The organism is Streptomyces stelliscabiei (genome assembly GCF_014873495.1).
In the GTDB taxonomy this organism is placed as follows: Bacteria; Actinomycetota; Actinomycetes; order Streptomycetales; family Streptomycetaceae; genus Streptomyces; species Streptomyces bottropensis.
Genome location: NZ_JADBGF010000001.1, coordinates 3036740 through 3061176, shown reverse-complemented (window position 1 = coordinate 3061176; position 24437 = coordinate 3036740). Strand labels below are relative to the sequence as shown.

The following is a 24437-nucleotide window of genomic DNA, read 5'->3' as shown; positions in this document are numbered from 1 at the left end:
CCCGTACGACAGCGGGGAAGTGACCTCGTCCTGAAGGAAACGTCGGTGGGCAGCCGTTCCGCTCCGGTGCTTACCTCGCGGTCCCACGCGAGGTCCGCCCCCTTCCGGAGCTGGGAACGGCTGCCACCACCCCCCTCGGGTTGGTCATGGAAGCCATCGCCTCCAAGTGTGAAGCTCTCGTGGAGACGAGCCCTGAGCATATGCCCGCCACATGCCCTAATGGACCGGAGGGACAGCTTCCGTTTGTGCAAGTTGAGCCCTGGACGAATGTCGGCGCAGGCCGACGGGCGCGGCTCGCCGATCGCCGGCCCGCGTTCGGGGCCCGCCCGTCCGCGCCTCAGCCCCGTCCGACGTACGGCATCGTCGTCGCCATCACCGTCGCGAACTGCACATTCGCCTCCAGTGGCAGCTCCGCCATGTGCCGGACCGTCCGCGCCACATCGGTCACGTCCATCACGGGCTCGGGCAGGAGCTGCCCGTTGGCCTGGAGCACGCCGTTCGCCATCCGTTCGGTCATGTCCGTCCCGGCGTTGCCGATGTCGATCTGCCCGACCGCGATGCCGTACGGCCGCCCGTCCAGGGAGAGGGACTTGGTCAGGCCGGTCAGCGCGTGCTTGGTCGCGGTGTAGGCCACGGAGTGTGGGCGGGGTGTGTGTGCGGAGATGGAGCCGTTGTTGATGATCCGGCCGCCCCGCGGGTCCTGCTCCTTCATCTGCCGGTACGCCGCCTGCGCGCACAGGAACGCCCCGTTGAGGTTGGTGTCCACGACGTGCCGCCAGGCCGCGTAGTCCAGCTCCTCCACCGGGACCCCGCCCGGACCGAACGTGCCCGCGTTGTTGAACAGCAGGTCCAGCCGCCCGAACCGGTCGCGCACGGCGGCGAGGAGCGCGTCCACGTCGCCGGGCCGTGAGACGTCCGTGCGGACGCACAGCGCCTCCGGGGCGCCGGTGCCCGCGTCCGCCGTCGGGGCGGCCCCGGTCCCGGCCGCGCCCCCGGCTTCGGTCCCGGCCTCGGCCGCCGTCTCGGCGAGCTTCTCCTCGCGGCGGCCCGCCAGCGCCACCGACCAGCCGGCGCGCAGCAGTTCCACCGCCACGGCACGGCCGATTCCGGAGCCCGCGCCCGTCACGATCGCGATCTTGGTTCCTTTAGCCTTCATGGGCTCGCAGCGTAGGGGAGGCTCCGCGCTCGGCCGCGCAGGTGGGGCCCACCATACGGAACTCATGCGTCCGCCATCTGGGTGTTGTGTACGTGACAGAAGATCGTCGAACCTGGCCACTCCACTGAGGAAACACAACTACCTTAAGAAGAGGGCCAGATGCCACTCCCCACCCATGGGTCGACACAGCCCCGCTCGTCCCATGCGCCCGAACTGCGCGCCGCCGCCCGGCACTTCGACCGCCGCCGCTTCCTCACCGTCACGGGAGCCGCCGCCGCGCTCGCCTTCGCCACCAACCTTCCCGTGGCCGGCGCCGCGGCCGCCGCCACGCTGGACCCCCGCCAGATCACCGAGGACCCCTTCACCCTCGGCGTCGCCTCCGGCGACCCGCTGGCCGGCTCCGTACTGCTGTGGACCCGGCTCGCCCCGGCCCCCTACCAGCCCGACGGCGGACTGCCCGCCGAACGCGTCAGGGTCGAATGGGAACTGGCCCTCGACGACAGATTCCGACGCGTCGTCAGACGCGGCACCGCCACCGCCCACCCCGAGTTCCACCACACCGTCCATGTCGAGGTCGACTTCCTCGCCCCCGGCCGCGTCTACTACTACCGTTTCCGCACCGGCACCTGGATCAGCGAGACCGGCCGCACCCGCACCGCCCCCGGCCGCGTCCACCTGACCGGCTCCACCGAACTCTCCTTCGCGGCCGTCTCCTGCCAGCGCTACGACCAGGGCTACTACACCGCCTACCGGCACCTCGCCGACGAGGACGTCGACGTCGTCTTCCACCTCGGCGACTACCTCTACGAGTACGCCGTGAACTCCGTCGGCGGCGCCCGCAACTACACCGACCGCGTCCTGCCCGACGTCTTCAACCACGAGACGGTCACCCTGGAGGACTACCGCCTGCGCTACGCCCTCCACAAGACCGACCGAGACCAGCGGGCCGCCCACGCCGCCCACCCCTTCGTCGTCACCTGGGACGACCACGAGACCGAGAACAACTATGCGGGCGACAACCCCGACGGCGGCGAGCCCTCCGAGGAGTTCCTGCTGCGCCGCGCCGCCGCCTACCGCGCGTACTGGGAGAACCAGCCGCTGCGCCGCCCCCAGCGCCCCGACGGCCCCGACATGAAGCTGTACCGGCGCCTCCGGTGGGGCCGCCTCGCCCAGTTCGACATACTCGACACCCGGCAGTACCGCTCCAACCAGGCGCAGGGCGACGGCTGGCAGATCCCCGGCCCGGAGTCCGCCGATCCGGCGCGCACGATGACGGGCGCCACGCAGGAGCGCTGGCTCCTGGACGGCTGGGACCGGTCCGACGCGGTCTGGAACGTCCTCCCGCAGCAGGTCACCTTCTCGCAGCGCCGCAACGCCGTCGGCGAGGTCTACAAGGTGTCGATGGACTCGTGGGACGGCTATCCCGCCTCCCGCGAACGTCTCCTCGCCGGCGCCGAGGCCGCCGGCATCGAGAACCTCATGGTCCTCACGGGAGACGTCCACGTCGGCTACGCCTTCGACGTCAAGCGCGACTTCGACGACCGCTCGTCCCGGACCGTCGGCACGGAACTCGTCGCCTCGTCCGTCAGCAGCGGCGGCAACGGCTCCGACAAGCCCGCCAACTGGGACACCTACATGACCGCCAACCCCCACATGCGGTTCTACAACGGCCGCCGCGGCTACACCACCGTCACCCTCGACCGCGAGTCCGCCCGCGCCGACTTCAAGGCCGTGCCGTACGTGACGACGACGGGGGCGGGCATCTCGACGGTCGCGTCCTTCGCGGTGGAGGCGGGGGTGCCGGGGCTGCAGCCGGTGTAGAGGCCGCTTGCGCCCCGTGTTGGCCGGAGAAGGGAGGGGGCGGGCGGGGCGGGCGGGAGTGCCGCGAACGAACCTTCGTTTTGTGACGGAGACGGAGACGGAGATGGAGGCGGAGGGGAGAGGGCGGCGGGCGGAGGTTCGGTGCGGGGGCGGGCGCGGAACGAACCTTCGTTTGCGCAGGGGCGGCGGGCGGAGGTTCGGTGCGAGGGTGAGTGCGGAACGAACCTTCGTTTTGCGCAGGGGCGGCGAGCGGAGGTTCGGTTCCGGAGGAGGGCGCGGAACGAACCTTCGTTTTCGCCGGCCTTCACCCCGGCCCACACCCCCGGCCCACACCCCCCTCGGCCCACCCCCCCGGCCCCGCCCCCTACGCGAACGAACCTTCGTTCAGCCGCTCCTCGCCGGGATAGCGCACCCCCACCCGCTCCCGCAGCGCGTCCAGCGTGCGCATCACGGCGAGGGTGCCGTCGAGGGGGACGAGCGGGGACTCGGTCTCGCCGGCCCGCAGGGCCCGCATGACCTCGATGGCCTCGTGCCGGAGGCTGTTGCGGGGGCCGTCGGCCGGGTCGGCGGTGAATTCCTGCGCCTCGCGGCCGTCCCGGTGCAGCACGAACCGCTCCGGGAAGAAGAACCCGGACGGGATGTCGATCCGGCCCTCGGAACCGGTCACCGACGCGGACGTACCCGTGCCGCCCACGATGGAGCAGTGCACCGAAGCGAGGGCGCCGCTCTCCCACGAGAGCACTGCTCCGGTCTGGAGATCGACGCCCTCGTCGGAGAGCACCGCTCTCGCCGTGACGTCGGACGGCTCCCCGAGCAGCAGCTGCGCGAAGGACACCGGATACACACCGAGGTCGAGCAGCGCGCCCCCGCCCTGAGCCGGGTCCCGCAGCCGGTGCGAGGGCGGGAACGGCCCGGAGATCCCGAAGTCGGCCTGCACGGTCCGCACGTCACCGATCGCACCGTCCCGCACCACCTCGGCGAGCCGTCGCACCAGCGGATTGCAGTACATCCACATGGCCTCCATCAGGAACCGCCCGCGCTCCCGGGCCAGCGCGACCAGTTCCTCCGCCTCGCCCGTGTTCAGCGTGAACGCCTTCTCGCACAGGACGTTGCGCCCCGCCTCCAGACACATCCCGGCGGCGACCCGGTGTGCCGCGTGCGGAGTGGCGACGTACACCACGTCCACGTCGGCGTCCTCGGCGAGCGCGCGCCAGTCGCCGTAGGCCCTCGGTATCCCGAACCGTTCCGCGAAGGTCTTCGCCGAGGCCTCGCTGCGCGAGGCCACCGCCACGACCTCGGCGTCCGGCAGGTCGACGAGGTCCGCCGTGAAGGCCGCGGCGATCCCTCCGGTCGCCAGGATCCCCCACCGCACCCGTCCGTCGTTCGACATCGCCACCCCTGTCCTCGGCTGTCCTCGGCTCCGGGGCGGGTGTGTGACCCCGCCCACGTCGTACGAGCTGAGAGCATAGGTGGCGGACTGAACACAGAGGGAGGGGCACATGCCCGAGGGGCACATACCGGGCTCGGCACCCGCCGAGCCGACCACGACGGCGAGGGAGCACACGCGGCCCGCCGCGGCGGCGGCACCCCGGCCGCCGAAACCGCAGCCGTCGAAGCCACAGTCCGCGCAGCCACAGTCCGCGCAGCCGCAGCCGCAGCCGCAGCCGCAGCCGCAGCCGCAGCCGCAGCCGCAGCCGCAGCCGCAGCCGTCGACGGCGGACCCCGGGGCCGCGCGGGCGACCACCGCCCTGCGCCGTACCGGCCTCCTCGTCACCCTCATCCTCGGCGGCCTCACCGCGACGCCACCCCTGGCGATGGACATGTACCTCCCGGCCCTGCCGGAGGTCACCAACTCCCTGCACGCGCCCGCCACCACGGTCCAGCTCACCCTCACCGCCTGCCTCGCCGGCATGGCGCTCGGCCAGCTCCTGATCGGCCCGATGAGCGACCGTTTCGGCCGTCGCCGCCCGCTGCTCCTCGGTCTCGCCGTCTACATCGTCGCCACCGCCCTCTGCGCCCTCGCCCCCACCATCGAGACCCTCATCGCCCTCCGTCTGGTGCAGGGCCTCGCCGGCTCGGCCGGGATCGTGATCGCCCGAGCGGTGGTCCGCGACCTGTACGACGGCGACGCGATGGCCCGCTTCTTCTCGACCCTGATGCTGGTCTCCGGGGTGGCCCCGGTCGTCGCGCCGCTGATCGGCGGCCAGATCCTGCGCGTCACGGACTGGCGGGGCGTCTTCGTCGTGCTCACGGTCATCGGCGTCGCGCTCCTCGCGGTCGTCTGGACGAAGCTCCCCGAGACGCTCGCCCCCGCCGAACGCCACGGCGGCGGCATCGGCGAGACCCTGGGCGCCATGCGTAGCCTGGTCACCGACCGGGTCTTCATGGGCTACACGCTCGCCGGCGGCTTCGCCTTCGCGGCCCTCTTCGCGTACATCAGCGCCTCGCCGTTCGTGATCCAGGAGATCTACGGCGCCTCCCCGCAGACGTTCAGCCTGCTCTTCGGCGTCAACTCCGTCGGCCTCGTCGTCGTCGGCCAGATCAACGGAAAGATCCTGGTGGGCCGGGTGAGCCTGGACAAGGTGTTCGCGGTGGGCCTCACGGTCGTCGCCCTGTCGGCGACCGCGCTGCTGCTGATGTCCCTGGACGTCTTCGGCGAGGTCGGCCTGGTCCCCGTCGCGGCGGCCCTCTTCGTCCTGATGTCCGCGATGGGCGTCACGCTCCCCAACACCCAGGCGCTCGCCCTGATGCGGGTACGCCACGCGGCGGGTTCGGCGTCGGCGCTGCTGGGTACCTCGTCCTTCCTGATCGGCGCGATAGCGTCCCCCCTGGTCGGCGTCGCGGGCGAGGACACGGCCGTGCCCATGGCCGTGGTCCAACTGGCCGCGACCCTGGTGGCGGCGACCTGCTTCGTGACACTGTGCCGTCCTTGGAACAGGCGTACGAAAGCGGAGGGAGCGGAGAGCTGAGCGCGCCGAGACTGCGCACGGACACCCCGGAACGGGCCGGACTGGACCCCGAGGAACTGCGCCGTCTCGTACGGGACGTGCGCACGCTGACGGAGGGGGAGCGCCCCCGGGTTCCCGGTGCCGTGGTCCTCGCCGGACGCGGCCCCGTCATCGCCGTCGAGGAGGCGGCGGGCTGGGCGGTCCGCTACGAGGCCCACGACGAACACGCCGACCGGGGACGGGAACTCCCGCCGGACTCCCGCGTCCCGGTCACCCCGCGCACCCCCTTCGACCTGGCCTCCCTCACCAAGCTGTTCACCGCCGTGGCGGCGATGCAGCAGCTGGAGCGCGGCACCCTCGGCATCGACGCGAAGGTGGGGGCGTACCTCCCGGACTTCACGGGCGCCGCCGAACACGCTCTGACCGTCCGCCACCTCCTCACCCACACCTCCGGGCTGCGACCCGAACTCCCGCTGTACGACTGCCCGTCCCCGGCTGCCCGGCTGGCGATGCTCCGCGCGGAGGCCCCGACGGCGCCCCCCGGCACGGAACACCGCTACTCCGACCTGAACCTCCTGCTCCTCCAGCACGTCCTGGAGCGCCTGACGGGCCGGACCATCGACGCCCTGATCCGCGACGGCATCACGCATCCGCTGGGCATGGTGTCGACGACCTTCGGCCCCTGCCCGGCCGCCGCGGCCACGGAGGACCAGCGCCGCCCCTGGGCGAAGGCGGACCGGGGCATGGTCCGCGGCCAGGTCCACGACGAGAACGCCTGGTCCCTCGGCGGTGTGGCCGGCCACGCGGGTCTCTTCTCGACGGCCCGGGACCTGGCCGTCTTCTGCCGCACCCTGCTGGCCGGCGGCTCCTACGGCCCCGCGCGCATCCTGGGCCCCGACTTCGTCGAGCTGATGCTCACTCCGCCGGGCCTCGGCTTCGCCCTCGACCAGCCCTGGTTCATGGGCGAGTTGGCGGGCCGGGGCGCGGCCGGCCACACCGGGTTCACGGGCACGTCCCTGGTCCTCGACCCGGCGACGGACACGTTCCTCGTCCTTCTCACCAACGCGGTCCATCCCCGCCGCGGCGAGCCCGTCAACGCGGCGCGGGCGGCGGCGGGTACCCGGGTGGCGCGGGCGGTACGGGGGATGTGAGCCGCGCGGCCGCCGAGGGGGCGGCCGAGGCCCTGGAGACGAGGCTCCCTGGAGACGAGGCCCCTAGAGACAAGGCCCCGGAGAGACGAGGCTTCATGACGAGGCCCATAGAATCGCCACGTGAACGCCCCCGCCCCCGCCTCCGCCTCCGACACCCTCCGCAGCGCCCTCGCCGGCCTTCTCGACGGCCTCCCGCCCAAGTCGGCCACGCGGGCGGTGGAGCGGCTGATCGCGAACTACCGGGGGCGGACGCCGACGGACGCGCCGGTGCTCAGGGACCGGTCGGACGTGGTGGCGTACGCGGCGTACCGGATGCCGGCGACGTTCGAGGCGGTGTGCTCGGCGCTGGAGGCGTTCGCGGTGGCGGTGCCCGGGTGGGTGCCCGGCAGCCATGTGGACGTCGGCGGAGGCACGGGCGCGGCGACCTGGGCGGTGAACGCGACCTGGGCGGGCGGGCGACCGGTGACGGTGCTCGACTGGGCGGAGCCGGCGCTGGCGCTCGGCCGGGAGATCGCCGCGACAAACCCGGAGCTGAAGGCCGCCGAGTGGCAGCGCTCTCGTATCGGAGCGGCGCTCACCATCGAGAGCACCGATCTCGTCACGGTCTCCTACGTCCTCGGTGAGCTGACCGTCGCCGACCGCACGGCCGTGGTGGAGGCCGCCGCGACCGCCGCCGAGGCCGTCGTGATCATCGAACCGGGCACGCCCGAGGGGTACGCCCGCGTCATCGAGGCCCGCGACCGCCTCGTCGCCGCCGGTTTCCACATCGCCGCGCCCTGCCCGCACAGCGCCGCCTGCCCCATCGTGCCCGGCGAGGACTGGTGCCACTTCGCCGCTCGCGTCAGCCGTTCCTCCCTGCATCGCCAGGTCAAGGGCGGCTCCCTGCCGTACGAGGACGAGAAGTTCAGCTACGTCGCCGCCACCCGCGTTCCCCCGGCCCCGGCCTCCTCCCGGGTCGTCCGCAAGCCGCAGATCCGCAAGGGCCAGGTCCTCCTGGACCTCTGCGAGTCCGGGACGGACGAGGCCGGCCCCGCCCTCACCCGGACCACCGTCACCAAGCGCCACGGCCCCCTCTACCGCGCGGCCCGCGACACGGGATGGGGCGACGCCTGGCCCCCGGCCGCCGACACAGCCGCCGACCCGGCCTGACGCGCCCCCCGCCCACCCGTAAACCGCTTGCGGCTCCCGCGCCCTATCCGGCTGAATCATCGATCATGTCGACGACACCGCGCCTGGAGCCCATAACCCCCGCCAACCTCAAGGCGGCGTTCGCCGTCCGCGTCCGACCCGACCAGGAACACCTGGTGGAGCCGGTCGCGCAGTCGCTGGCCGAGGCGTACGTCCACCCCGGTGTCGCCTGGCCCCGGCTCGTCCGGGACGGTGACCGGGTCGTCGGTTTCCTGATGGCCTTCCTCGACATCGACTGGAAGGGCGACGGCTCGGGCACCGATGTCCGCTCCGGGCTCTGGCGTCTGAACATCGCCGCCGAGGAGCAGGGGCGCGGGTACGGCCGCTTCGCCGTCGAGTCCGTGGCCGCCGAGATCCGCCGCCGGGGCGGCAGCCGGCTCTACGTCACCTGGCATCCCGGCCCCGACGGCCCCGAGGCCTTCTATCTCGGCCTCGGCTTCCGCACGACGGGGGAGACCAGCGGGGACCAGACGGTGGGGGTGCTGGAGCTGACCGGCTGACCGGCTGACCGATCGGCCGGGCCTCATCCCTCCTGGCGGCCTCCCTGGCGATCTTCCCGGCCTTCCTCCCGCTGTTTCTCCTGGAGCTTGCGCAGCAGCTCCCGCTTCCGGGCCTGGGGGTCGTGGCCGCCGCCGACGCGGCCGTGCGCGGGGCCGCCGCGCAGGGCCTTGCGGCTGAGGTTCCGGCGCGAACCGCCGACTCCCAGCATGTTGCCTGCTCCACCTCGGGTCATGACGGTCTCCTCGCTGCGAGTGCGACTGCTTCTGTAGATGAAACGAAACGGTTCGTCTCGTTCATGTTCACCACGATGAGGCGAGACGCATCGTCTTGTCAACCTGCTAGATTCGCTCCATGGCCAAGAAGACCGCCCCAGACTCCACCCGGCGCAGCGAGAAGTCGCGCCGCGCCATCTACGACGCCGCCCTCGCCCTCGTGGGCGAGGTCGGCTACCAGAAGGCGACGATCGAGGGCATCGCGGCCCGCGCCGGCGTCGGCAAGCAGACGATCTACCGGTGGTGGTCCTCCAAGGCGGAGGTGCTGCTGGAGGCGTTCCTCGATCTGCAGGAGCAGGCCGCCGAGCAGGTCGCGACCCCGGGGCAGGAGCCCGAGGAGTACGCCATCCCGGACACCGGCGACCTCGCGGCCGACCTGAAGTACGTCCTGCGGGCCACCGTGGACGAACTCCTCGACCCGAAGTTCGACGTCCCCTCCCGCGCCCTCGCCGCCGCCGGGGTCGTCGACGAGAACCTCTCGAAGGAGTTCGTGGCCCGGCTCCTCGAACCCCAACTCCAGTTCTACGTCCGACGGTTGACGGCCGCGCAGGAGTCGGGCCAGGTCAGGCCCGACCTCGACCCGCGTATCGCCCTCGAACTCTTCGTCGCGCCCCTGGCCCAGCGCTGGCTCCAGCGGACGGGGCCCATCTCCCACGCGTACACGGACACGCTCGTCGACTACGCCCTGTACGGTCTCGCGCCGCGCTGACGCCGGTCAGCTCTCCGCCGCCCCGGTCAACCGCCGCCCCGGTCAACCGCCTGCCCGCCGGCCGGCTCCCCGCCCGAGTGTGATCAATCCGACCGAAGGGTGACCGCCCAGGACCCGCGACCGGACCGTATGTCCTACCAAAGCATGTGATAGCCCACCATCCCTGTCCGCGTTCCGGCATCGCCCCACCTACCCCGGATGTGGGCTCCGGCCCCCCTCGGCGCAGGATGGTGGGACCATGGGGAGATGCTGTCCGCACCACAGCGAGGCGAGGCGATAGATGAGCGCGACGTTCGGCGGCCGGACCGGTCGGCAGGGCAGGTTCTCCGAGTGGCTGCGCGCCCGTCGTACCAGCCGCCCGCTCGACGGGGCCGCCGACGAGGCCGGGCGTGAGGAACTGCTGCTCGCCGCCGCCGCTGCCGGACTCCCGCTCGCGCCCGCCGCGTATCCCGCCGGCTACCGGTGTTCCTGTGACCGCGTCGGCTGTCCCACCCCCGCCCGGCACCCGGTGTCCTTCGCCTGGCAGACGCAGTCGACCACCGACCGCGGCCAGATCGAGCGCTGGGCCCGGCATCAGCCGGAGGCCAACTTCATCACCGCGACCGGCATGGTCCACGACGTGCTGGACGTCCCCTTCGCCGCCGGGACCGAGGCCCTGGAGCGGCTGCTCGCCGCCGGGATCGAGGTGGGCCCCGTCGCGGAGTCCGAGTCCGAGTCGGGCGAGGGGCGCCTGCTGTTCTTCACCCACACCCGGGGCACGCCCGAGGACGAGGACGAGTGGTGGCCCTGCGAGCTGGACTGCCACCCGGAGACCATGGACGAGCACCCGGGGCTGCGCTGGCACTGCCGCGGCTCCTACGTCCTCGTACCGCCGGCCCGGCTGCCCGGTGACCTCGCCGTGCACTGGGTGCGCGGCCCCGAGCACCCGCTGCCGGACCCGCTGACCCTGCTGGAGATCCTCACCGACGCCTGCGCCCGCCATGTGGGCGAGCAGCCGGACTCCACGAACACGGCCTGGCCCTCCCGGAACTGACCCCCGGCCCTACGGCCGCCCGCGCCGGCTCATCGGCCCCGGCTCATGGGCCCCGCGTCACTCGCCCTTGGCCCCCGTGAGCCCGCCCACCTGGCTCAGGACCTTCACCGGCTGGTCCGAGTTCGTCTTCGCCGGATCGAGGACCGCCTGGTTGTTCACGAACTCCAGGGTCAGGGACTGCTTGGGCTCGCCCGTCATCAGCGCCCGGACCGCCGGGTCCCTGACGGGGATGCTCACACCCTGCGCGGCGGTCTGCTTCTGGTAGTGGCGGGTGGTGAAGAAGACCAGCGCCCCGCCGTCCGTGGTGCGCAGGCCGACCGGCGCGTAGTCGCCGTTGGTGAGGGCCTCGTCGATGAACTGCCGCGCGAGACCCGGCTTCGTCGCGTTCCGCCGACGCTCGGCGCGCTCCTCGGAGGTGTACGGCCCGTCCGCGAAGAGGGCGCTGTCCTCCTTCAGATACGTGACGTACTTGTCGGGCAACTGCGCGGGCGCGACGGAGAGTTCGGGGTCGTTCGGCGTGACCACCTGAGCGTGGCCGTTCTCGTCCTTCTTGAACTGGGGCAGGTCGGCGCGGGGGACGACCGTGAGGAAGGAGACCTCCCACAGGTCGGTCAGCCCGTCCCGGGTGAAGACGAACAGCCAACGGTCCGATGGGTTGCCCTTGTTGGCGGCCGCGTCGGCGACGAACCAGCGCGGCCAGGCCGCCTTCTCCGGAATCGTGTACGTGACGTCCGTCAGCTTCAGTGCCACGTGGTTCGGGTTGCCGCCGGGGTTGAGCTTCGCGCCCGAGCGGAGCTTGCCGCCGTCGATGTCGGCGAGCGCGCCGGTGACCCGGGCGGCGTCCTGGGACTGGTCGTACGCCTTGTCCGCCTTGTTGTACGCGGCGGTGAAGTCCTTCAGCGCCCGCGCCGCCTCCCCGGGCGTCGCCGTGGGGACGACCTCCAGGTCGCCGCGGACCACCACACAGCCGCTCGCCGTCAACGCCAGCGCGGTCACCGCCGTGGTCAGCAGCGCGCCACGGCCATACGCGAGAGGCCCGTCGTGCCGGCGCGTTCCGGTGTACGGACCGCGCCCGCCGAACCGGCGGAGGCCGAGGAACCGCCCGCCTGCACGCACCGGACGAACCTCACGAAGCCTTCGTGGGCTCGGAACCCCGAGAACCCTGCTCATCAGGAATCTTCACCTTCCCCTTCCCGGAGGCGAACCCTACCGGGGCGAGGAACAGCGCGAGCGTCGGGATCAGATAGAGGAGCCAGACCGTGACTTGCAGGACCGTCGGGTCGGGCTGGAAGTTGAAGACGCCCTTCAGGAGGGTGCCGTACCAGCTGTCCGGCGGGATCGTCCCGGTGATGTCGAACGCCTTGTCCGTCAGGCCGGGCAGGAAGTCGGCCTCCTGGAGGTCGTGGAAGCCGTACGCGAGGACACCGGCCGCCACGACGACGAGCATGCCGCCGGTCCAGGTGAAGAACCGGGCGAGGTTGATGCGCAGCGCGCCCCGGTAGAACAGCCAGCCGAGCACCACCGCCGTCGCCAGGCCCAGCAGGACGCCGACGAGGGGGCCCTCGGTGCCGTCGCCGGACGCCCGTACCGACGTCCACACGAACAGCGAGGTCTCCAGTCCCTCCCGGCCCACCGCGAGGAACGCGGTCGCCACCAGCGCGCCGGTGCCCATCCGCAGGGCCGCGTCCAGCTTGCCGTGCAGATCGGCCTTGAGGTGGCGGGCGGTGCGCCGCATCCAGAAGACCATCCAGGTCACCAGGACCACCGCGAGGATCGACAGGGAGCCGCCGAGGGCCTCCTGCGCCTTGAACGTCAGCTCCTGGGAGCCGAATTCGAGGACGCAGCCGAAGGCGAGGGCGAGTCCGACGGCGACGCCGATGCCGGTCCAGATGGGCCTGAGCGCGTCCCTGCGGTCCGTCTTCACCAGATAGGCGATGAGGATGCAGACGACGAGACTGGCCTCCAGGCCCTCCCGCAGACCGATCAGATAGTTCGCGAACACGGCGTCAGCCCTTCGTGGCCGATGAGGAGAACAGCGCCCGGCCCCACCAGTCGTCCGCGTCGCGGACGCCCGGCGGTACCGCGAAGATCGCCGAACCCACGTGCTGGATGTACTCGTTGAGCGCGTCCGTGGCCAGGTTGCGCTGGACCGGGATGAAGCCCTCGCGCACATCGCGCTGGTAGGCCAGGAAGAACAGGCCCGCGTCCAGGCGGCCGAGGCCGTCCGTGCCGTCGGTGAAGGAGTAGCCGCGGCGCAGCAGCGTGGCCCCGTGGTTGGAGTCGGGGTGCGCGAGCCGCACGTGCGCGTCCGGCAGCATCGCCTTCAGGAACGGCTCGTCGCGCTCCTTCGCCTTGCCGACCGGGGCGCCCTCGCCCTTGTCGCGGCCGAAGATGTCCTCCTGCTCCTGCAGCGAGGTCCGGTCCCAGGTCTCGATGTGCATACGGATGCGACGGGCGACGAGGTACGAACCGCCGGTCATCCACGCCGAGTTCGCGTCGACGTCCTTCTCGCCCACCCAGACGAACTTCTTCAGCCGGTCCGTCTCCGTGCCCGCGATGTTGCGGGTGCCGTCCTTGAACCCCATGAGGTTGCGCGGGGTCTGCGCCTCGGGCGTGGTCGAGGAGGTCTTGCCGAACCCGAGCTGGGACCAGCGCACCGAGACCTTGCCGAAGCCGATGCGGGCGAGGTTGCGGATGGCGTGCACCGCGACCTGGGGGTCGTCGGCGCAGGCCTGTACGCACAGGTCGCCGCCGCTGCGCGCCCGGTCCAGGTTGTCGCCGGCGAACTGCGGCAGGTCGACGAGGGCCTCCGGCCGCCGCCCGGCCAGTCCGAACCTGTCGAACAGGGACGGCCCGAAGCCGATGGTCAGCGTCAGCCGGGACGGCTTGAGCCCCAGCGCCTCGCCGGTGTCGTCCGGCGGGGCCTCCGCCAGACCGCCGTACGCGCCGTCGCCGACCGCCTTCCCGGCGGTCATCCGGCGCGCGGCGGCCGTCCAGTCCTTCAGCATGGCCACGAACGCGTCGCGGTCGTCGGTCTCCACGTCGAACGCGGCGAAATGCAGCCGGTCCTGCACGGGCGTGGCGATCCCGGCCTGGTGGGCGCCGTGGAAGGCGACGGCCGCCCCTGCGGCGGGGGCCGCGTCGTCGCCGGTACGGGCCGCGGCGACCGCGCCGCCGGCCGCGGCGGCACCGAGCGCGAGCCCGGCACCGCCCCAGCCGATCAGCGCACGCCGCGACGGGGTACCCGGGCTCGCGGACGCGGGACGGGGCTCGGGGGATTCCTCGGTGGTCATCGTCACTTCACCACGGCTGCCGCGAGCTGCGAGAGGGGCTCGGCGAGCGCGTTCACCGCGTCCGACAGCTCCTTCTGCTCCGCCTTGCCGACCTTGTCGTAGGAGACGAAGTCGTAACCCGTCTTGTCCTTGCGGTACTTGTCGAGCAGCGTGTTCAGGGCCGCGAACTGCTGGTCGAGTTCCTTCGTCAGCTCCGGGTCGTTCTCGGCGGCGACGGACTTCAGCAGCTCGTAGGACTCCTCGGCGCCCTCGACGTTGGCCTTGAAGTCGACGAGGTCGGTGTGCGAGTAGCGCTCCTCCTCGCCGGTGACCTTGCCGGTGGCGACCTCGTCGAGGAGCTCCTTGGCGCCGTTGGCCATGGAGGTCGGGGTGATCTCGGCCTTGCCGACCCGCTTCTGCCAGTCCTCCAGGTCGGTCACCAGCTGGTCGGCCAGCTCGGAGTCGCGCGCGGTGAGCTTGCCGTCCTTCCACAGCGAGCGCTCCAGGCGGTGCCAGCCGGTCCAGTCCTTCTCCGGGTCCTGGCCCTCCTCCAGCCCGTCCTCGCGGACATCGACCTTCGGGTCGATGTCGCCGAAGGACTCGGCGACCGGCTCGGTGCGCTCCCAGCCGATGCGGGAGGGCGCGTACGCCTTCTTCGCGGCCTCGACGTCGCCGTCCTTGACGGCCTCGGCGAACACCTTCACCAGCGGGATCGTCTCGTCGGCCTGGGTCTGCGCGTACTTCCGGTAGGAGGCGACGGCCTCGTCCAGCCGCGGATCGCGTGCGGCGACCTTGCCGCCGCCGGTGGCCTTGACGTCCTGCCGGATGCCGTCGCCCTTCATGCCCGGCTTGCAGGCGATCCGGTAGTCGCCCGCCTTCACCTCGGCGGTGACCTTCTGCTTGGTGCCGGGGCCGATGTTCTCGCGCTCGGTGACCACGCGGTCGTCGGGGAAGAGGAGGTAGACCTCGGTGACCTTGGAGCCCTTGTTCTCGATGTCCAGCTCGACGTGGCCCGCCGGGAACTCCTTCTTCGACACCTCGCACGTGGTGTCGGTCGCGGTCACCGCGATGGCCCCGTCCGCGCCCGCGCTGCTCTTCTCGGTGCAGCCGGTGAGAGCGGTCAGGGCCGCCGCTGTCGTGGCGGCGGTGACGACGGACAGTCTGAGGGGGCGCATTTCGGCTCCAAGGCAGTACACAGAGGACACACAGAGAAGGTGAGGCGGGCCTAAGTTATCTGAGGCTTACCTCACCAATTGCTGTACCCCCAGTGAAACCCCCTCTCCGGGGCCGTACGAGCACGGGCCGATCACGGTGGCTCAAAACAGCCCCCATAGTCCGGTCAAGAGCGGGTCAAGAGAGTCATTCCACGGTCAAGAACGCGGTTTCACGTCCAAGCGTCGACTTTCGCCGTGTTTCGGCGTGATCTGGACGTTGCCGGTCCGCGGGTGCGGGTGCGGGTGCGGGAGCGTGGGCGGCGGGTCGTGCCCCGCCCGGCCTCGCGGGCCCGTCGGACCGCTCCGGCCCAACCGGCTTGTCCGGTACGGTCACTTGATCCTCTCCTGGCTGGTGCCGACGCCGTCCGGTCGCCGTCCGGCGGTGTGGTGACCTGGTACGACACGGGGCTTGGTTGATGTTTCAATGCCGGAGTGACCGACTTCGACGTGCTGCGGGTGTTCTGCGGACCCCGCGGCGGATACGGCAACGAACTGGGCGTCGTCCGCGAGGGCTCCGTGATGCCCGACCCCGTCGACCGCCAGGAGTTCGCCGCCAAACTCGGCTTCAGCGAGACCGTGTTCGTGGACGACCCCGAGCGCGGGGTGATCGACATCTACACCCCCTCGCTGCGCCTGCCCTTCGCCGGGTATCCGTGCGTGGGCGCGGCCTGGCTCCTCGACGTGCCCGAACTGGTCACCCCGGCCGGGGTCGTCGGCGCCCGGCTGGACGGTGAGTTCAGCTGGATCGAGGCCCTGCCGGAGTGGGCCCCGCCCCGCACCTTCCGCCAGTACGCCTCCGCCGCCGAGATCGACGACCTGCGCGTACCGGCGCCCGGCGAGTGGGTCTACGCGTGGGCCTGGGAGGACGAGGCGGCCGGGCGCGTCCGTGCCCGCGCCTTCCCCGGCCGCGACGACGGCATCGACGAGGACGAGGCCACCGGTGCGGCGGCCCTGCAGCTGACCGCGCGGCTGGGCCGGGCCCTGAACATCACCCAGGGCACGGGCTCCCAGCTCCTCACGGCCCCGCAGCCGCACGGCTGGGTGGAGGTCGGAGGCAGGGTGTTCCTGGAGCGCTGAGAGCGCGCACCGTGAAATGGGGGCGCAGCCCCATTTCATGGGCGCGGCCAACCGCGCGAACAGCCCCCACCCACGCGCAGCCGACGACCCACCCCGCCCGTGAAAGAAGCGGAGCGCTCACGCGCTCACGCGCTCAGCGGGAACTCCTCGCCCAACGCGAGAAAGACCGCGGTGTTCAGCGCGAACGCCCGCTTGCACTCACTCACGATCCGCTGCTTCTCCAGGTCGTCGGCCCGCACCCGGTCCAGCAGCTCCCGGTACCCCCGCTTGAACGCGGCCGGGTTGGTGATCTCCTCGAAGACGTAGAACCGGACCCCGTCGCCCTTCCTGGCGAAGCCCCAGGTCTTCTCGGCCCGGTCCCGGATGATCTGTCCGCCGGAGAGGTCGCCGAGGTAGCGCGTGTAGTGGTGGGCCACATACCCCCCGGCCCACGAACGCCCGCACTCGGCGACCCGCGCCGCGTACTCCTCGGTCGCCGGCAGCGACGTGAGCGTCGCGCGCCAGCCGGGGCCGCGCAGATGCTCCAGGTCCCGCTCCAGCGCGGGCAGCCGCATCAGCTCGGGCTGGACGAACGGCCCGGCGACCGGGTCGCCGGCCAGCCCCGGCGCGGCGCTCTCCAGTGCCTCGTACACGAACCACAGCTGCTCGGTGTACCGCGCGTACGCCTCGACGCCGAGTTTGCCGCCCAGCATGTCGCCCATGAACGTCGTGGACTCCGCCTCGGTGTGCTGCTCGTGCGAGGCGGCGCGGATGAGCGTGGAGAACGCCGTGTCCGATGCGACCGACGCGTTCATGGAGGCCTCCGGTGCCGAAGTGGGAAGACGAGAAGCTGACGTCATTTTCTGTGGTTAGGGTGACCTAAGTCAACAGGTTCCCGACTCCCTGTCGGTAAGACGGTACCCCGTGTCCGGCGCGCGCACCCGCACAGCGAAAAGCCCGCCGCACGGCCGGAACCGGGGGCGGGCTGTCTCGCGGGGACGCATGTCGGTGCGAAAGGGACTACGGCAGCGTGAGGATCTCCGCGCCCGTCTCCGTCACCACCAGCGTGTGCTCGAACTGGGCGGTGCGCTTGCGGTCCTTGGTGACGACCGTCCAGCCGTCGTCCCACATGTCGTAGTCGTACGACCCGAGCGTCAGCATCGGCTCGATGGTGAACGTCATCCCGGTCTGGATCACCGTGGTGGCGTGCGGGGAGTCGTAGTGCGGGACGATCAGGCCGGAGTGGAACGACGAGTTGATCCCGTGCCCGGTGAAGTCCCGCACGACCCCGTACCCGAACCGCTTCGCGTAGGACTCGATGACCCGCCCGATGATGTTGATCTGGCGGCCCGGCCTGACTGCCTTGACGGCACGGGCGAGGGACTCCTCGGTCCGCTCGACGAGCAGACGCGACTCGTCGTCCACGTCCCCCACCAGGTAGGTGGCGTTGTTGTCGCCGTGCACGCCGCCGATGTACGCCGTCACGTCCAGGTTGACGATGTCGCCGTCGCGCAGCACGGTCGAGTCGGGGATGCCGTGGCAGATGACCTCGTTGACCGAGGTGCACAGCGACTTCGGGAAGCCCCGGTAGCCGAGCGTCGACGGGTAGGCACCGTGGTCGCACATGTACTCGTGCGCGACCCGGTCCAGCTCGTCCGTGGTGACGCCGGGGGCGATGTGCTTGGCCGCCTCGGCCATCGCCCGCGCCGCGATCCGGCCGGCGATCCGCATCGCCTCGATGGTCTCGGGCGTCTGCACCTCCGGCCCGGTGTACGGAGTCGGGGCGGGCTTGCCCACGTACTCGGGTCGGCGGATGTTTCCCGGGACGGTACGGGTGGGGGAGAGCTTCCCCGGTGCGAGCAGCGACTGGCCAGACATGCCAGCGAGTTTAACCAGCGGTGGTGGGGGACCATGTCGGAGACGACTGGTGAAGGGAACTCAGGTCATGCCCCTGTTCAAACGGCGTACGGCCGGCAAGCCCGGCGAGTGGTTCTACTGCCTGGAGCACAAGAAGGTCGAAGAGGGCCCCGACTGCCCCGGCAAGGACCGTATGGGCCCCTACGCCTCCCGCCAGGAAGCCACCCGGGCCATGGAGACGGCCCAGGAACGCAACGCGGAGTGGGAGAACGACCCCCGCTGGCACGACACCCCCGCGACGGACTCGAACACCGACTGACCGCCCCCCGGCGGCTCGGGGCGGCCCCGCCGCCCGTGACACGCGGCCGGTAGGTGCGGCTCTCCGGCGGGAGACCGGCGCGGCCGGCGAGCGCGACGACACCCGCCGACCGGGCCGCAAGCCCTGCGGGGACCCCGCCCGTACCGCCCCCACCGCTCGGCGATCGGGGCGGTACGGGCGCGGACGGCCGTCGGAGCCACGACCTGCGGCGGCCCACGGCGCCGTGCCTTCCGCGGCCGGCCCGCGCCCACCGCCCACCGCCCGGCGGTCAGGAGCGGCGTGGCGAGCGGTGGCTGACGGTGCGGACGCGGGTCGCGGCCGCGCCGCACGGGGCGGTCGTCCTCGCGGGGCGGCGCGACGCGCGGGGCCCGGGCCCCGGCGGGAGGCCCGTACCCGGTACCTGTCAGCTGGGAGGGGCGGTCGCGTCGGCCGGTGGGGCCGCCCGCTGGGACACGGTCGGTCTGCTCCACGAGACGGGCGACTTCGGCGCGTACGAGACGATCACCTTCCGCCGGGTCCCCGTGACCGCGCTCACCTGATCGCCGGCCGCGACGGACACGCACGTAAAGTCGGCCCATGACCTCTACTGACAGTGCACAGCAGCCCCCCGCGAAGGCCCCGGCCAAGGACCCCTGGGACCTGCCGGACGTGTCGGGGCTCGTCGTCGGCGTGCTCGGCGGCACCGGGCCCCAGGGCAAGGGCCTCGCGTACCGCCTCGCCAAGGCCGGCCAGAAGGTGATCATCGGGTCGCGGGCCGCCGACCGCGCCCAGGGCGTCGCCGAGGAGCTGGGACACGGCGTCGAGGGTGCCGACAACGCCGAGACCGCCCGCCGCAGCGACATCGTGATCGTCGCCGTACCGTGGGACGGCCATGGCAAGACCCTCGCGTCGCTGCGCGAGGAGCTGGCCGGCAAGCTCGTCGTCGACTGCGTCAACCCGCTCGGCTTCGACAAGAAGGGCGCCTACGCGCTGAAGCCGGAGGAGGGCAGCGCCGCCGAGCAGGCCGCCGCCCTGCTGCCGGACTCACGCGTCACCGCCGCCTTCCACCACCTCTCCGCCGTCCTCCTCGAAGACCCGGAGAGCGAGGAGATCGACACGGACGTGATGGTCCTCGGCGAGGAGCGGGCCGACGTCGAGATCGTGCAGGCGCTGGCCGGCCGTATCCCCGGCATGCGGGGCATCTTCGCGGGCCGGCTGCGCAACGCCCACCAGGTCGAGTCCCTGGTCGCGAACCTCATCTCCGTGAACCGCCGCTACAAGGCCCACGCGGGCATCCGCCTGACGGACGTGTAGCCGGCGCACGGCCCGCGGGCGGGGCACGCACACCGGCGGGCATGGGGGACACTGGACGCACCACCACCTCGTCCGACTCGACCGCCCTGTCAGGAGCCGACCCCCATGCCCCGCCTCGCCGTCTACGCGCTCGTCGTCTGTCTCCTCGCGGTCACCGCGGCCGTGGTCTCCTTCAGCCGGGGCAGCTGGCTGGGCGTGGTGTGGGCGCTGATGGCCGGCCTGTCCTCCAACATGACCTGGTACTACGCGCGCAAGGCGAAGCTGGAGCGGTCCGCCGCCCGCTGAGTTCGGGGGCCCTGCCCCACATCCCTCACATCCCGGTGAGGCAGACGTCGCTGTCCGCGCGCCAGAAGCGGTAGAGCCAGTAGCCGCAGTCGGAGAGCTGGTCCTCGATCCCGAGGCCCCGCATGAACGCGTCGATCACGTCCCAGAACACCCCGTTCACCGCCGGGATCCACAGGACCGCGAACACGAGCAGCAGCCCGAAGGGCGCCAGCGGCTCCACCTGGCGGCGGATCCTGTACGACAGCCAGGGCTCGACGACGCCGTAGCCGTCCAGGCCGGGCACCGGCAGGAAGTTCAGGATCGCCGCGGTGACCTGGAGCATCGCGAGGAAGGCGAGGGCGAAGAGGAACGCGTCCGGCACACCGTCCGTGACCCCCAGCCAGAAGGGCGCGGTGCAGACGGCCGCGAACGCGACGTTCGTCAGCGGACCCGCCGCCGAGATCAGACTGTGCTTCCAACGGCCCTGGATACGGCCTCGCTCGATGAACACCGCGCCACCGGGCAGACCGATCCCACCCATGATCACGAAGACCACGGGCAGCACGATGCTGAGCAGGGCATGGGTGTACTTCAGTGGATTCAGGGTGAGATAGCCCTTGGCGCCGATGGAGATGTCACCGCTGTGCAGCGCGGTACGGGCGTGCGCGTACTCGTGCAGACACAGGGAGACGACCCACGCCGAGGTCACGAACAGGAAGACGGCCAGACCCGGCTGCTCGGCGAACCCGGTCCACGTGGCCCATCCGGTGACCGCCATGACGGCCACGATCCCCACGAAGACGGGGCTGATCCTCCGGTCGCTCCGGCGGGACGCGGCGGTGGTCATGGGGCTCCTAGGACTCGCGGCGGACAATCGATCACTCGAACGGCCTGCCCGACGGTACCGGGCGCACGCCGAAAACGTCTCGCGATCCCCTCCCGGTTCCTAGGAAGGTGGGGGACGCACGGTCGACGGTGGCGCGGGAGCGTCCGACTCGATGCACCGGACACCCGGACCCGACTTTGACAGCGACCACCGACAGAGACAATGGACCCTGTGCGCTACCGCATCCTCGGCACCACCCAGGCACTGCAGCCCGACGGCACCCCCGTCCCCGTCGGGGGCGCCCGGCTGCGCGCCCTGCTGACCGTGCTCGCGCTGCGCCAGGGCCGTACGGTGCCCGCGGCCACCCTCGTCGACGAGGTGTGGGCCGACGATCCGCCCGCCGACGCGCCGGCCGCGCTGCAGGCACTGGTCGGCCGGCTGCGCAGGGCGCTGGGCCCGGACGCGATCGCCTCACTGAACGGCGGCTACCGCCTCACGGCGACACGGGACGACATCGACCTGCACCGCTTCGAACGTCTCGCGGAGGAGGGCGCCCGCGCGCTCGCCGACGGCGATCCGGCCAAGGCCGCCGACGTCCTCGACGACGCGCTGGCCCTCTGGCAGGGCCCGCCGCTGGCCGACCTCCCCGACCGTGCCGCCGAGGCCGCCCGCTGGGAGACCCGCCGCCTCGACGCCCACCGCACCCGCCTCACCGCCGCCCTCGCGCTGGGCCGCGCCGACTCCGCCCTCCCGGACCTCACCGCCCTCTGCGACACCCATCCCCTCGACGAACCCCTCCAGTTGCTCCGCCTCCAGGCCCTCCGGGACACGGGCCGCACGGCGGAGGCCCTGGCGGCCTACGAGGAGATACGCCGCCTCCTGTCGGCCCGCCTGGGCACGAGCCCGGGCCCGGCACTCGGCCGACTGCACGCGGAACTCCTGCGATCGGACGAACCAGCGCCCCGTCAGAGGCGCGGGGAACCGCGCGACCGGCCCGCGCCGCACCCCCACCCCACCCGCGCCCCGGGCAACCTCCGCGCCCGTCTCACCTCGTTCGTCGGCCGGGACACCGACATCGACACCATCCGCCACGACCTCACCGGCACCCGCCTCGTCACCCTTCTCGGCCCCGGCGGCGCGGGCAAGACCCGCCTCTCCCAGGAGGCCGGCGAGGCCGTCGCCGAGGCCATGCCGGACGGCGTCTGGCTCGCCGAACTCGCCCCCGTGGACGACCCCGCGAACGTCCCGGAGACCGTCCTCACCGCCCTCGGCGCCCGCGAGACCGTCCTGCGCGGCGCCCGCGCCGAGGAGATGCGCGTCGCGGCCGACCGCAAGGACGACCCGCTGGCCCGCCTCGCCGAACACTGCGCCGGGCGCCGCATGCTGCTGATCCTCGACAACTGCGAACACGTCGTGGACGCCGCCGCCCACCTCGTCGACCAGCTCCTCCAGCGCTGCCCGACGCTGACCGTCCTCGCCACCAGCCGCGAACCCCTCGGCGTACCGGGGGAGTTGCTGCGCCCGGTGGAGTCGCTGACGGAACCGCACGCGCTGCGCCTGCTGGCCGACCGGGGGGCGGCCGCCCGGCCCGGTTTCACCGTCGCCGCCGACCCGGAGGCGGCCGCCGAGATCTGCCGCCGCCTCGACGGGCTGCCCCTCGCCATCGAGCTGGCTGCGGCCCGGCTGCGCATGCTGACGCCCCGCCAGATCGCCGACCGCCTCGACGACCGCTTCCGGCTGCTCACCTCCGGCAGCCGTACCGTCCTGCCCCGGCAGCAGACCCTGCGCGCGGTCGTCGACTGGTCCTGGGAGCTGCTCGACGAGGACGAACGGTACGTCCTGCGGCGGCTGTCGGTGTTCGCCGGCGGCTGCGACCTGGCCGCCGCCGAGGCCGTCTGCGGACCCGCCGCGCTGGAGGCGCTCGGCTCGCTCGTCGACAAGTCCCTCGTCGTGGCGGCCCCTTCGGCGGTTCCCGCGGCCGGAGAGATGCGCTACCGGCTCCTGGAGACCGTCGTCGAGTACGCGGGCGAACGGCTCGACGAGACCGGCACCCGCCCGGCCGCCGCACGCGCGCACCTCACGTACTACCGCGAACTCGTCCGCACCACCGACCCGTTGCTGCGCGGCTCCGGCCAGCGTGCCGCGATCGAGCTGCTGGAACTGGAGTACGAGAACATCCGCACCGCCCTCAGACACGCCGTCGCCGAGCGGGACGAGCAGGAGGCGCTCTGTCTGACGCTCTCGCTGTGCTGGTACTGGCAGATGCGGGATCTGAAGACCGAGGCCCGGCACTGGTCCGCCCAGGTCAAGGAACTCGGCCCGGACCCCTTCACCGCACCCGCCCGCCCCGTCCCGGACCTGCGGGAGCGCACCGTCGAACGCCCGCCGCCGATGAGTCCCGCCGTCCTGGACGAGGCCCGGCGCGGGGTGCATCTCGTCCACCTGGCCTGCATGGACATGGAACTGCCCGCCTGGAAGACCGCCGAGGCCCAGGAGAAGCTGCGGGTCATCAGCGCGACCTACCGTCCGGGCCAGCCGCAGACCTGCCGCTTCCCCGGCTTCATGTGGTTCTACGCCGTCCTGCTGACCGGCGAGATGGAGAAGCTGCGCGCCGTCCTCGACGCCAACATCGACACCTGCCGCGCCCTCGGCTTCACCTGGGAACTGGGCCAGACCCTGCAGATGCGGGCCAACATCCTCGCCAACCGTACCGACTGGGCGGGCGACGCCCCCGCGGACGCCGAGGAGTCGCTGGAGATCTTCGACCGGCTCGGGGACGCCTGGGGCGCCGCCGAGGCGCTCTCGGCGCGTGGCGAGTTCCTGGAGCGCAAGGGCGAGTTCGAGCTCGCCGCCGCGGACTTCGAGCGGGCCATCGAGTACGCCGAACGACTCGGCGCCAACGCCCAGTTGGGCATGCTCGGCGTCCGGCTCGGCAGCGTGTACATCGAGAGCGGCGACGCGGAGCGCGGCGAGAAATTGCTGTTCGACGTGTTGGAGGCCGGGCGCCGGGCCGCCGGCGGGGCGGTGCCCGCCGCCCGGCTCTTCCTCGCGATCCGGCTCGGCCGCAGCGGGCGCACGGTCGAGGCCCGCGAGCAGCTCACCCTGCTGCGCCAGGACTTCCACGCCGCGGACTTCGTGCTCTTCGCCGGGTTCGTCATCGGCGTCGAGGGCTGGCTGGAGACGATGGACGGACAGCACGAGGAGGCGCTGCGGCTGATGCGCGAGGCGCTGGACCGGAGTCTGGACCGGCTGTCCCAGATGGTCGCGCCCCATATGCCCGCCATCCATCTCGTGACCGCGGCCATCTCCCTGACGGCCGTCGACGGCGGCGCCCGCGCCCTCGACGCGGCCCGGCTCATCGGCGCCGCCGACGCGCTGCTGCCGCCCGGCCACTTCTCCAGCCCGATGGAGGTCGAGTCCCGTGACAGGGCCGAGGCCGTGACGCGCGCGGCGCTGGGCGACACCGCGTACGAGCGGGCGTACGCCGAGGGCGGCGCCCTCACCCCGCGGGAGGCCGCCGCCCTCGTCTGACCCCCGTGCGGCCTTCCGTCGTCGCC

The 24437-nt window shown here is 72.2% G+C and carries 23 protein-coding genes; 13 read left to right on the top strand and 10 right to left on the bottom strand.

Features of this window, described 5'->3' with window-relative positions:
• Nucleotides 1-337: 337 nt before the first annotated feature.
• Nucleotides 338-1156 carry an SDR family oxidoreductase gene (locus H4687_RS13425; RefSeq protein WP_046919280.1) on the bottom strand — a complete coding sequence of 273 codons (819 nt, stop codon included), beginning with the start codon at nucleotides 1154-1156 and terminating at the stop codon, nucleotides 338-340.
• Between the two features lie 159 nt (nucleotides 1157-1315).
• Between H4687_RS13425 and H4687_RS13420 the strand changes: the two genes are divergently transcribed.
• Entirely contained in the window at nucleotides 1316-2977 is a 1662-nt protein-coding gene (locus tag H4687_RS13420; protein WP_046919279.1) for an alkaline phosphatase D family protein, read from the top strand.
• 364 nt (nucleotides 2978-3341) lie between these two features.
• On the opposite strand, the gene H4687_RS13415 is transcribed toward H4687_RS13420, so the two are convergent.
• Nucleotides 3342-4367 carry a Gfo/Idh/MocA family protein gene (locus H4687_RS13415; RefSeq protein WP_020115310.1) on the bottom strand — a complete coding sequence of 342 codons (1026 nt, stop codon included), beginning with the start codon at nucleotides 4365-4367 and terminating at the stop codon, nucleotides 3342-3344.
• A 109-nt stretch (nucleotides 4368-4476) separates the two neighbouring features.
• Between H4687_RS13415 and H4687_RS13410 the strand changes: the two genes are divergently transcribed.
• The 4 genes from H4687_RS13410 (at nucleotide 4477) to H4687_RS13395 (ending at nucleotide 8764) form a co-directional block, all read left to right on the top strand.
• Nucleotides 4477-5946, top strand: a complete 1470-nt coding sequence (locus H4687_RS13410; protein ID WP_046918481.1) for a multidrug effflux MFS transporter — start codon at nucleotides 4477-4479, stop codon at nucleotides 5944-5946.
• A complete protein-coding gene (locus H4687_RS13405; protein WP_046918480.1) occupies nucleotides 5898-7076 on the top strand; it encodes a serine hydrolase domain-containing protein in 1179 nt (392 codons plus the stop codon). The genes H4687_RS13410 and H4687_RS13405 overlap by 49 nt, the downstream gene beginning before the upstream one ends.
• Nucleotides 7077-7196: 120 nt before the next feature.
• A complete protein-coding gene (locus H4687_RS13400) occupies nucleotides 7197-8225 on the top strand; it encodes a small ribosomal subunit Rsm22 family protein (RefSeq protein ID WP_046918479.1) in 1029 nt (342 codons plus the stop codon).
• Between the two features lie 65 nt (nucleotides 8226-8290).
• On the top strand, nucleotides 8291-8764 hold the full coding sequence (locus H4687_RS13395) for a GNAT family N-acetyltransferase (RefSeq protein ID WP_046918478.1): 474 nt from the start codon (nucleotides 8291-8293) through the stop codon (nucleotides 8762-8764).
• 23 nt (nucleotides 8765-8787) lie between these two features.
• Here H4687_RS13395 and H4687_RS13390 read toward each other — a convergent pair whose 3' ends face one another.
• A complete protein-coding gene (locus H4687_RS13390; RefSeq protein ID WP_179860136.1) occupies nucleotides 8788-8997 on the bottom strand; it encodes a DUF6243 family protein in 210 nt (69 codons plus the stop codon).
• 119 nt (nucleotides 8998-9116) lie between these two features.
• Here H4687_RS13390 and H4687_RS13385 point away from each other — a divergent pair, with 119 nt between their 5' ends.
• Nucleotides 9117-9746, top strand: a complete 630-nt coding sequence (locus H4687_RS13385; RefSeq protein ID WP_046918476.1) for a TetR/AcrR family transcriptional regulator — start codon at nucleotides 9117-9119, stop codon at nucleotides 9744-9746.
• A 280-nt stretch (nucleotides 9747-10026) separates the two neighbouring features.
• Nucleotides 10027-10779 carry a bifunctional DNA primase/polymerase gene (locus tag H4687_RS13380; RefSeq protein ID WP_046918475.1) on the top strand — a complete coding sequence of 251 codons (753 nt, stop codon included), beginning with the start codon at nucleotides 10027-10029 and terminating at the stop codon, nucleotides 10777-10779.
• A 57-nt stretch (nucleotides 10780-10836) separates the two neighbouring features.
• Here H4687_RS13380 and H4687_RS13375 read toward each other — a convergent pair whose 3' ends face one another.
• From H4687_RS13375 to efeO, 4 genes are read right to left on the bottom strand one after another with little or no spacing between them, the layout of a single operon-like run.
• Nucleotides 10837-11949, bottom strand: coding sequence for a hypothetical protein (locus tag H4687_RS13375; protein WP_078907250.1), 1113 nt, complete (start codon nucleotides 11947-11949; stop codon nucleotides 10837-10839).
• The gene (efeU, locus tag H4687_RS13370; protein WP_046918474.1) at nucleotides 11906-12781 is read right to left on the bottom strand and encodes an iron uptake transporter permease EfeU; all 876 of its coding nucleotides are present in this window, start codon (nucleotides 12779-12781) and stop codon (nucleotides 11906-11908) included. The genes H4687_RS13375 and efeU overlap by 44 nt, the downstream gene beginning before the upstream one ends.
• Before the next feature lie 4 nt (nucleotides 12782-12785).
• A complete protein-coding gene (gene efeB, locus H4687_RS13365; protein ID WP_046918473.1) occupies nucleotides 12786-14072 on the bottom strand; it encodes an iron uptake transporter deferrochelatase/peroxidase subunit in 1287 nt (428 codons plus the stop codon).
• Between the two features lie 2 nt (nucleotides 14073-14074).
• Complete coding sequence (efeO, locus tag H4687_RS13360) at nucleotides 14075-15226, bottom strand: iron uptake system protein EfeO (protein WP_046918472.1); 1152 nt, start codon at nucleotides 15224-15226, stop codon at nucleotides 14075-14077.
• A 471-nt stretch (nucleotides 15227-15697) separates the two neighbouring features.
• Here efeO and H4687_RS13355 point away from each other — a divergent pair, with 471 nt between their 5' ends.
• Nucleotides 15698-16342: a PhzF family phenazine biosynthesis protein gene (locus H4687_RS13355; RefSeq protein WP_046918471.1), complete on the top strand. Its 645-nt coding sequence runs from the start codon at nucleotides 15698-15700 to the stop codon at nucleotides 16340-16342.
• Nucleotides 16343-16467: 125 nt separating this feature from the next.
• Here H4687_RS13355 and H4687_RS13350 read toward each other — a convergent pair whose 3' ends face one another.
• Nucleotides 16468-17136, bottom strand: coding sequence for a biliverdin-producing heme oxygenase (locus tag H4687_RS13350; RefSeq protein WP_046918470.1), 669 nt, complete (start codon nucleotides 17134-17136; stop codon nucleotides 16468-16470).
• Between the two features lie 205 nt (nucleotides 17137-17341).
• The gene (gene map, locus H4687_RS13345) at nucleotides 17342-18199 is read right to left on the bottom strand and encodes a type I methionyl aminopeptidase (RefSeq protein WP_046918469.1); all 858 of its coding nucleotides are present in this window, start codon (nucleotides 18197-18199) and stop codon (nucleotides 17342-17344) included.
• A gap of 67 nt (nucleotides 18200-18266) precedes the next feature.
• On the opposite strand from map, the gene H4687_RS13340 reads away from it, so the two are divergent.
• The 4 genes from H4687_RS13340 to H4687_RS13325 all read left to right on the top strand — a co-directional run bounded on the left by H4687_RS13340 (nucleotide 18267) and on the right by H4687_RS13325 (nucleotide 20075).
• Nucleotides 18267-18497 (top strand): hypothetical protein, encoded by a 231-nt coding sequence (locus H4687_RS13340; protein ID WP_020115305.1) that lies wholly within the window; start codon nucleotides 18267-18269, stop codon nucleotides 18495-18497.
• A gap of 299 nt (nucleotides 18498-18796) precedes the next feature.
• Entirely contained in the window at nucleotides 18797-19036 is a 240-nt protein-coding gene (locus tag H4687_RS13335; protein ID WP_046918468.1) for a hypothetical protein, read from the top strand.
• 37 nt (nucleotides 19037-19073) lie between these two features.
• On the top strand, nucleotides 19074-19790 hold the full coding sequence (gene npdG / locus H4687_RS13330) for an NADPH-dependent F420 reductase (protein ID WP_046918467.1): 717 nt from the start codon (nucleotides 19074-19076) through the stop codon (nucleotides 19788-19790).
• Nucleotides 19791-19895: 105 nt separating this feature from the next.
• On the top strand, nucleotides 19896-20075 hold the full coding sequence (locus H4687_RS13325; RefSeq protein WP_046918466.1) for a hypothetical protein: 180 nt from the start codon (nucleotides 19896-19898) through the stop codon (nucleotides 20073-20075).
• Nucleotides 20076-20100: 25 nt separating this feature from the next.
• On the opposite strand, the gene H4687_RS13320 is transcribed toward H4687_RS13325, so the two are convergent.
• Nucleotides 20101-20901 (bottom strand): site-2 protease family protein, encoded by an 801-nt coding sequence (locus tag H4687_RS13320; protein ID WP_046918465.1) that lies wholly within the window; start codon nucleotides 20899-20901, stop codon nucleotides 20101-20103.
• 201 nt (nucleotides 20902-21102) lie between these two features.
• Between H4687_RS13320 and H4687_RS13315 the strand changes: the two genes are divergently transcribed.
• Nucleotides 21103-24411, top strand: a complete 3309-nt coding sequence (locus H4687_RS13315) for a BTAD domain-containing putative transcriptional regulator (protein WP_050398470.1) — start codon at nucleotides 21103-21105, stop codon at nucleotides 24409-24411.
• Nucleotides 24412-24437: the final 26 nt, after the last annotated feature.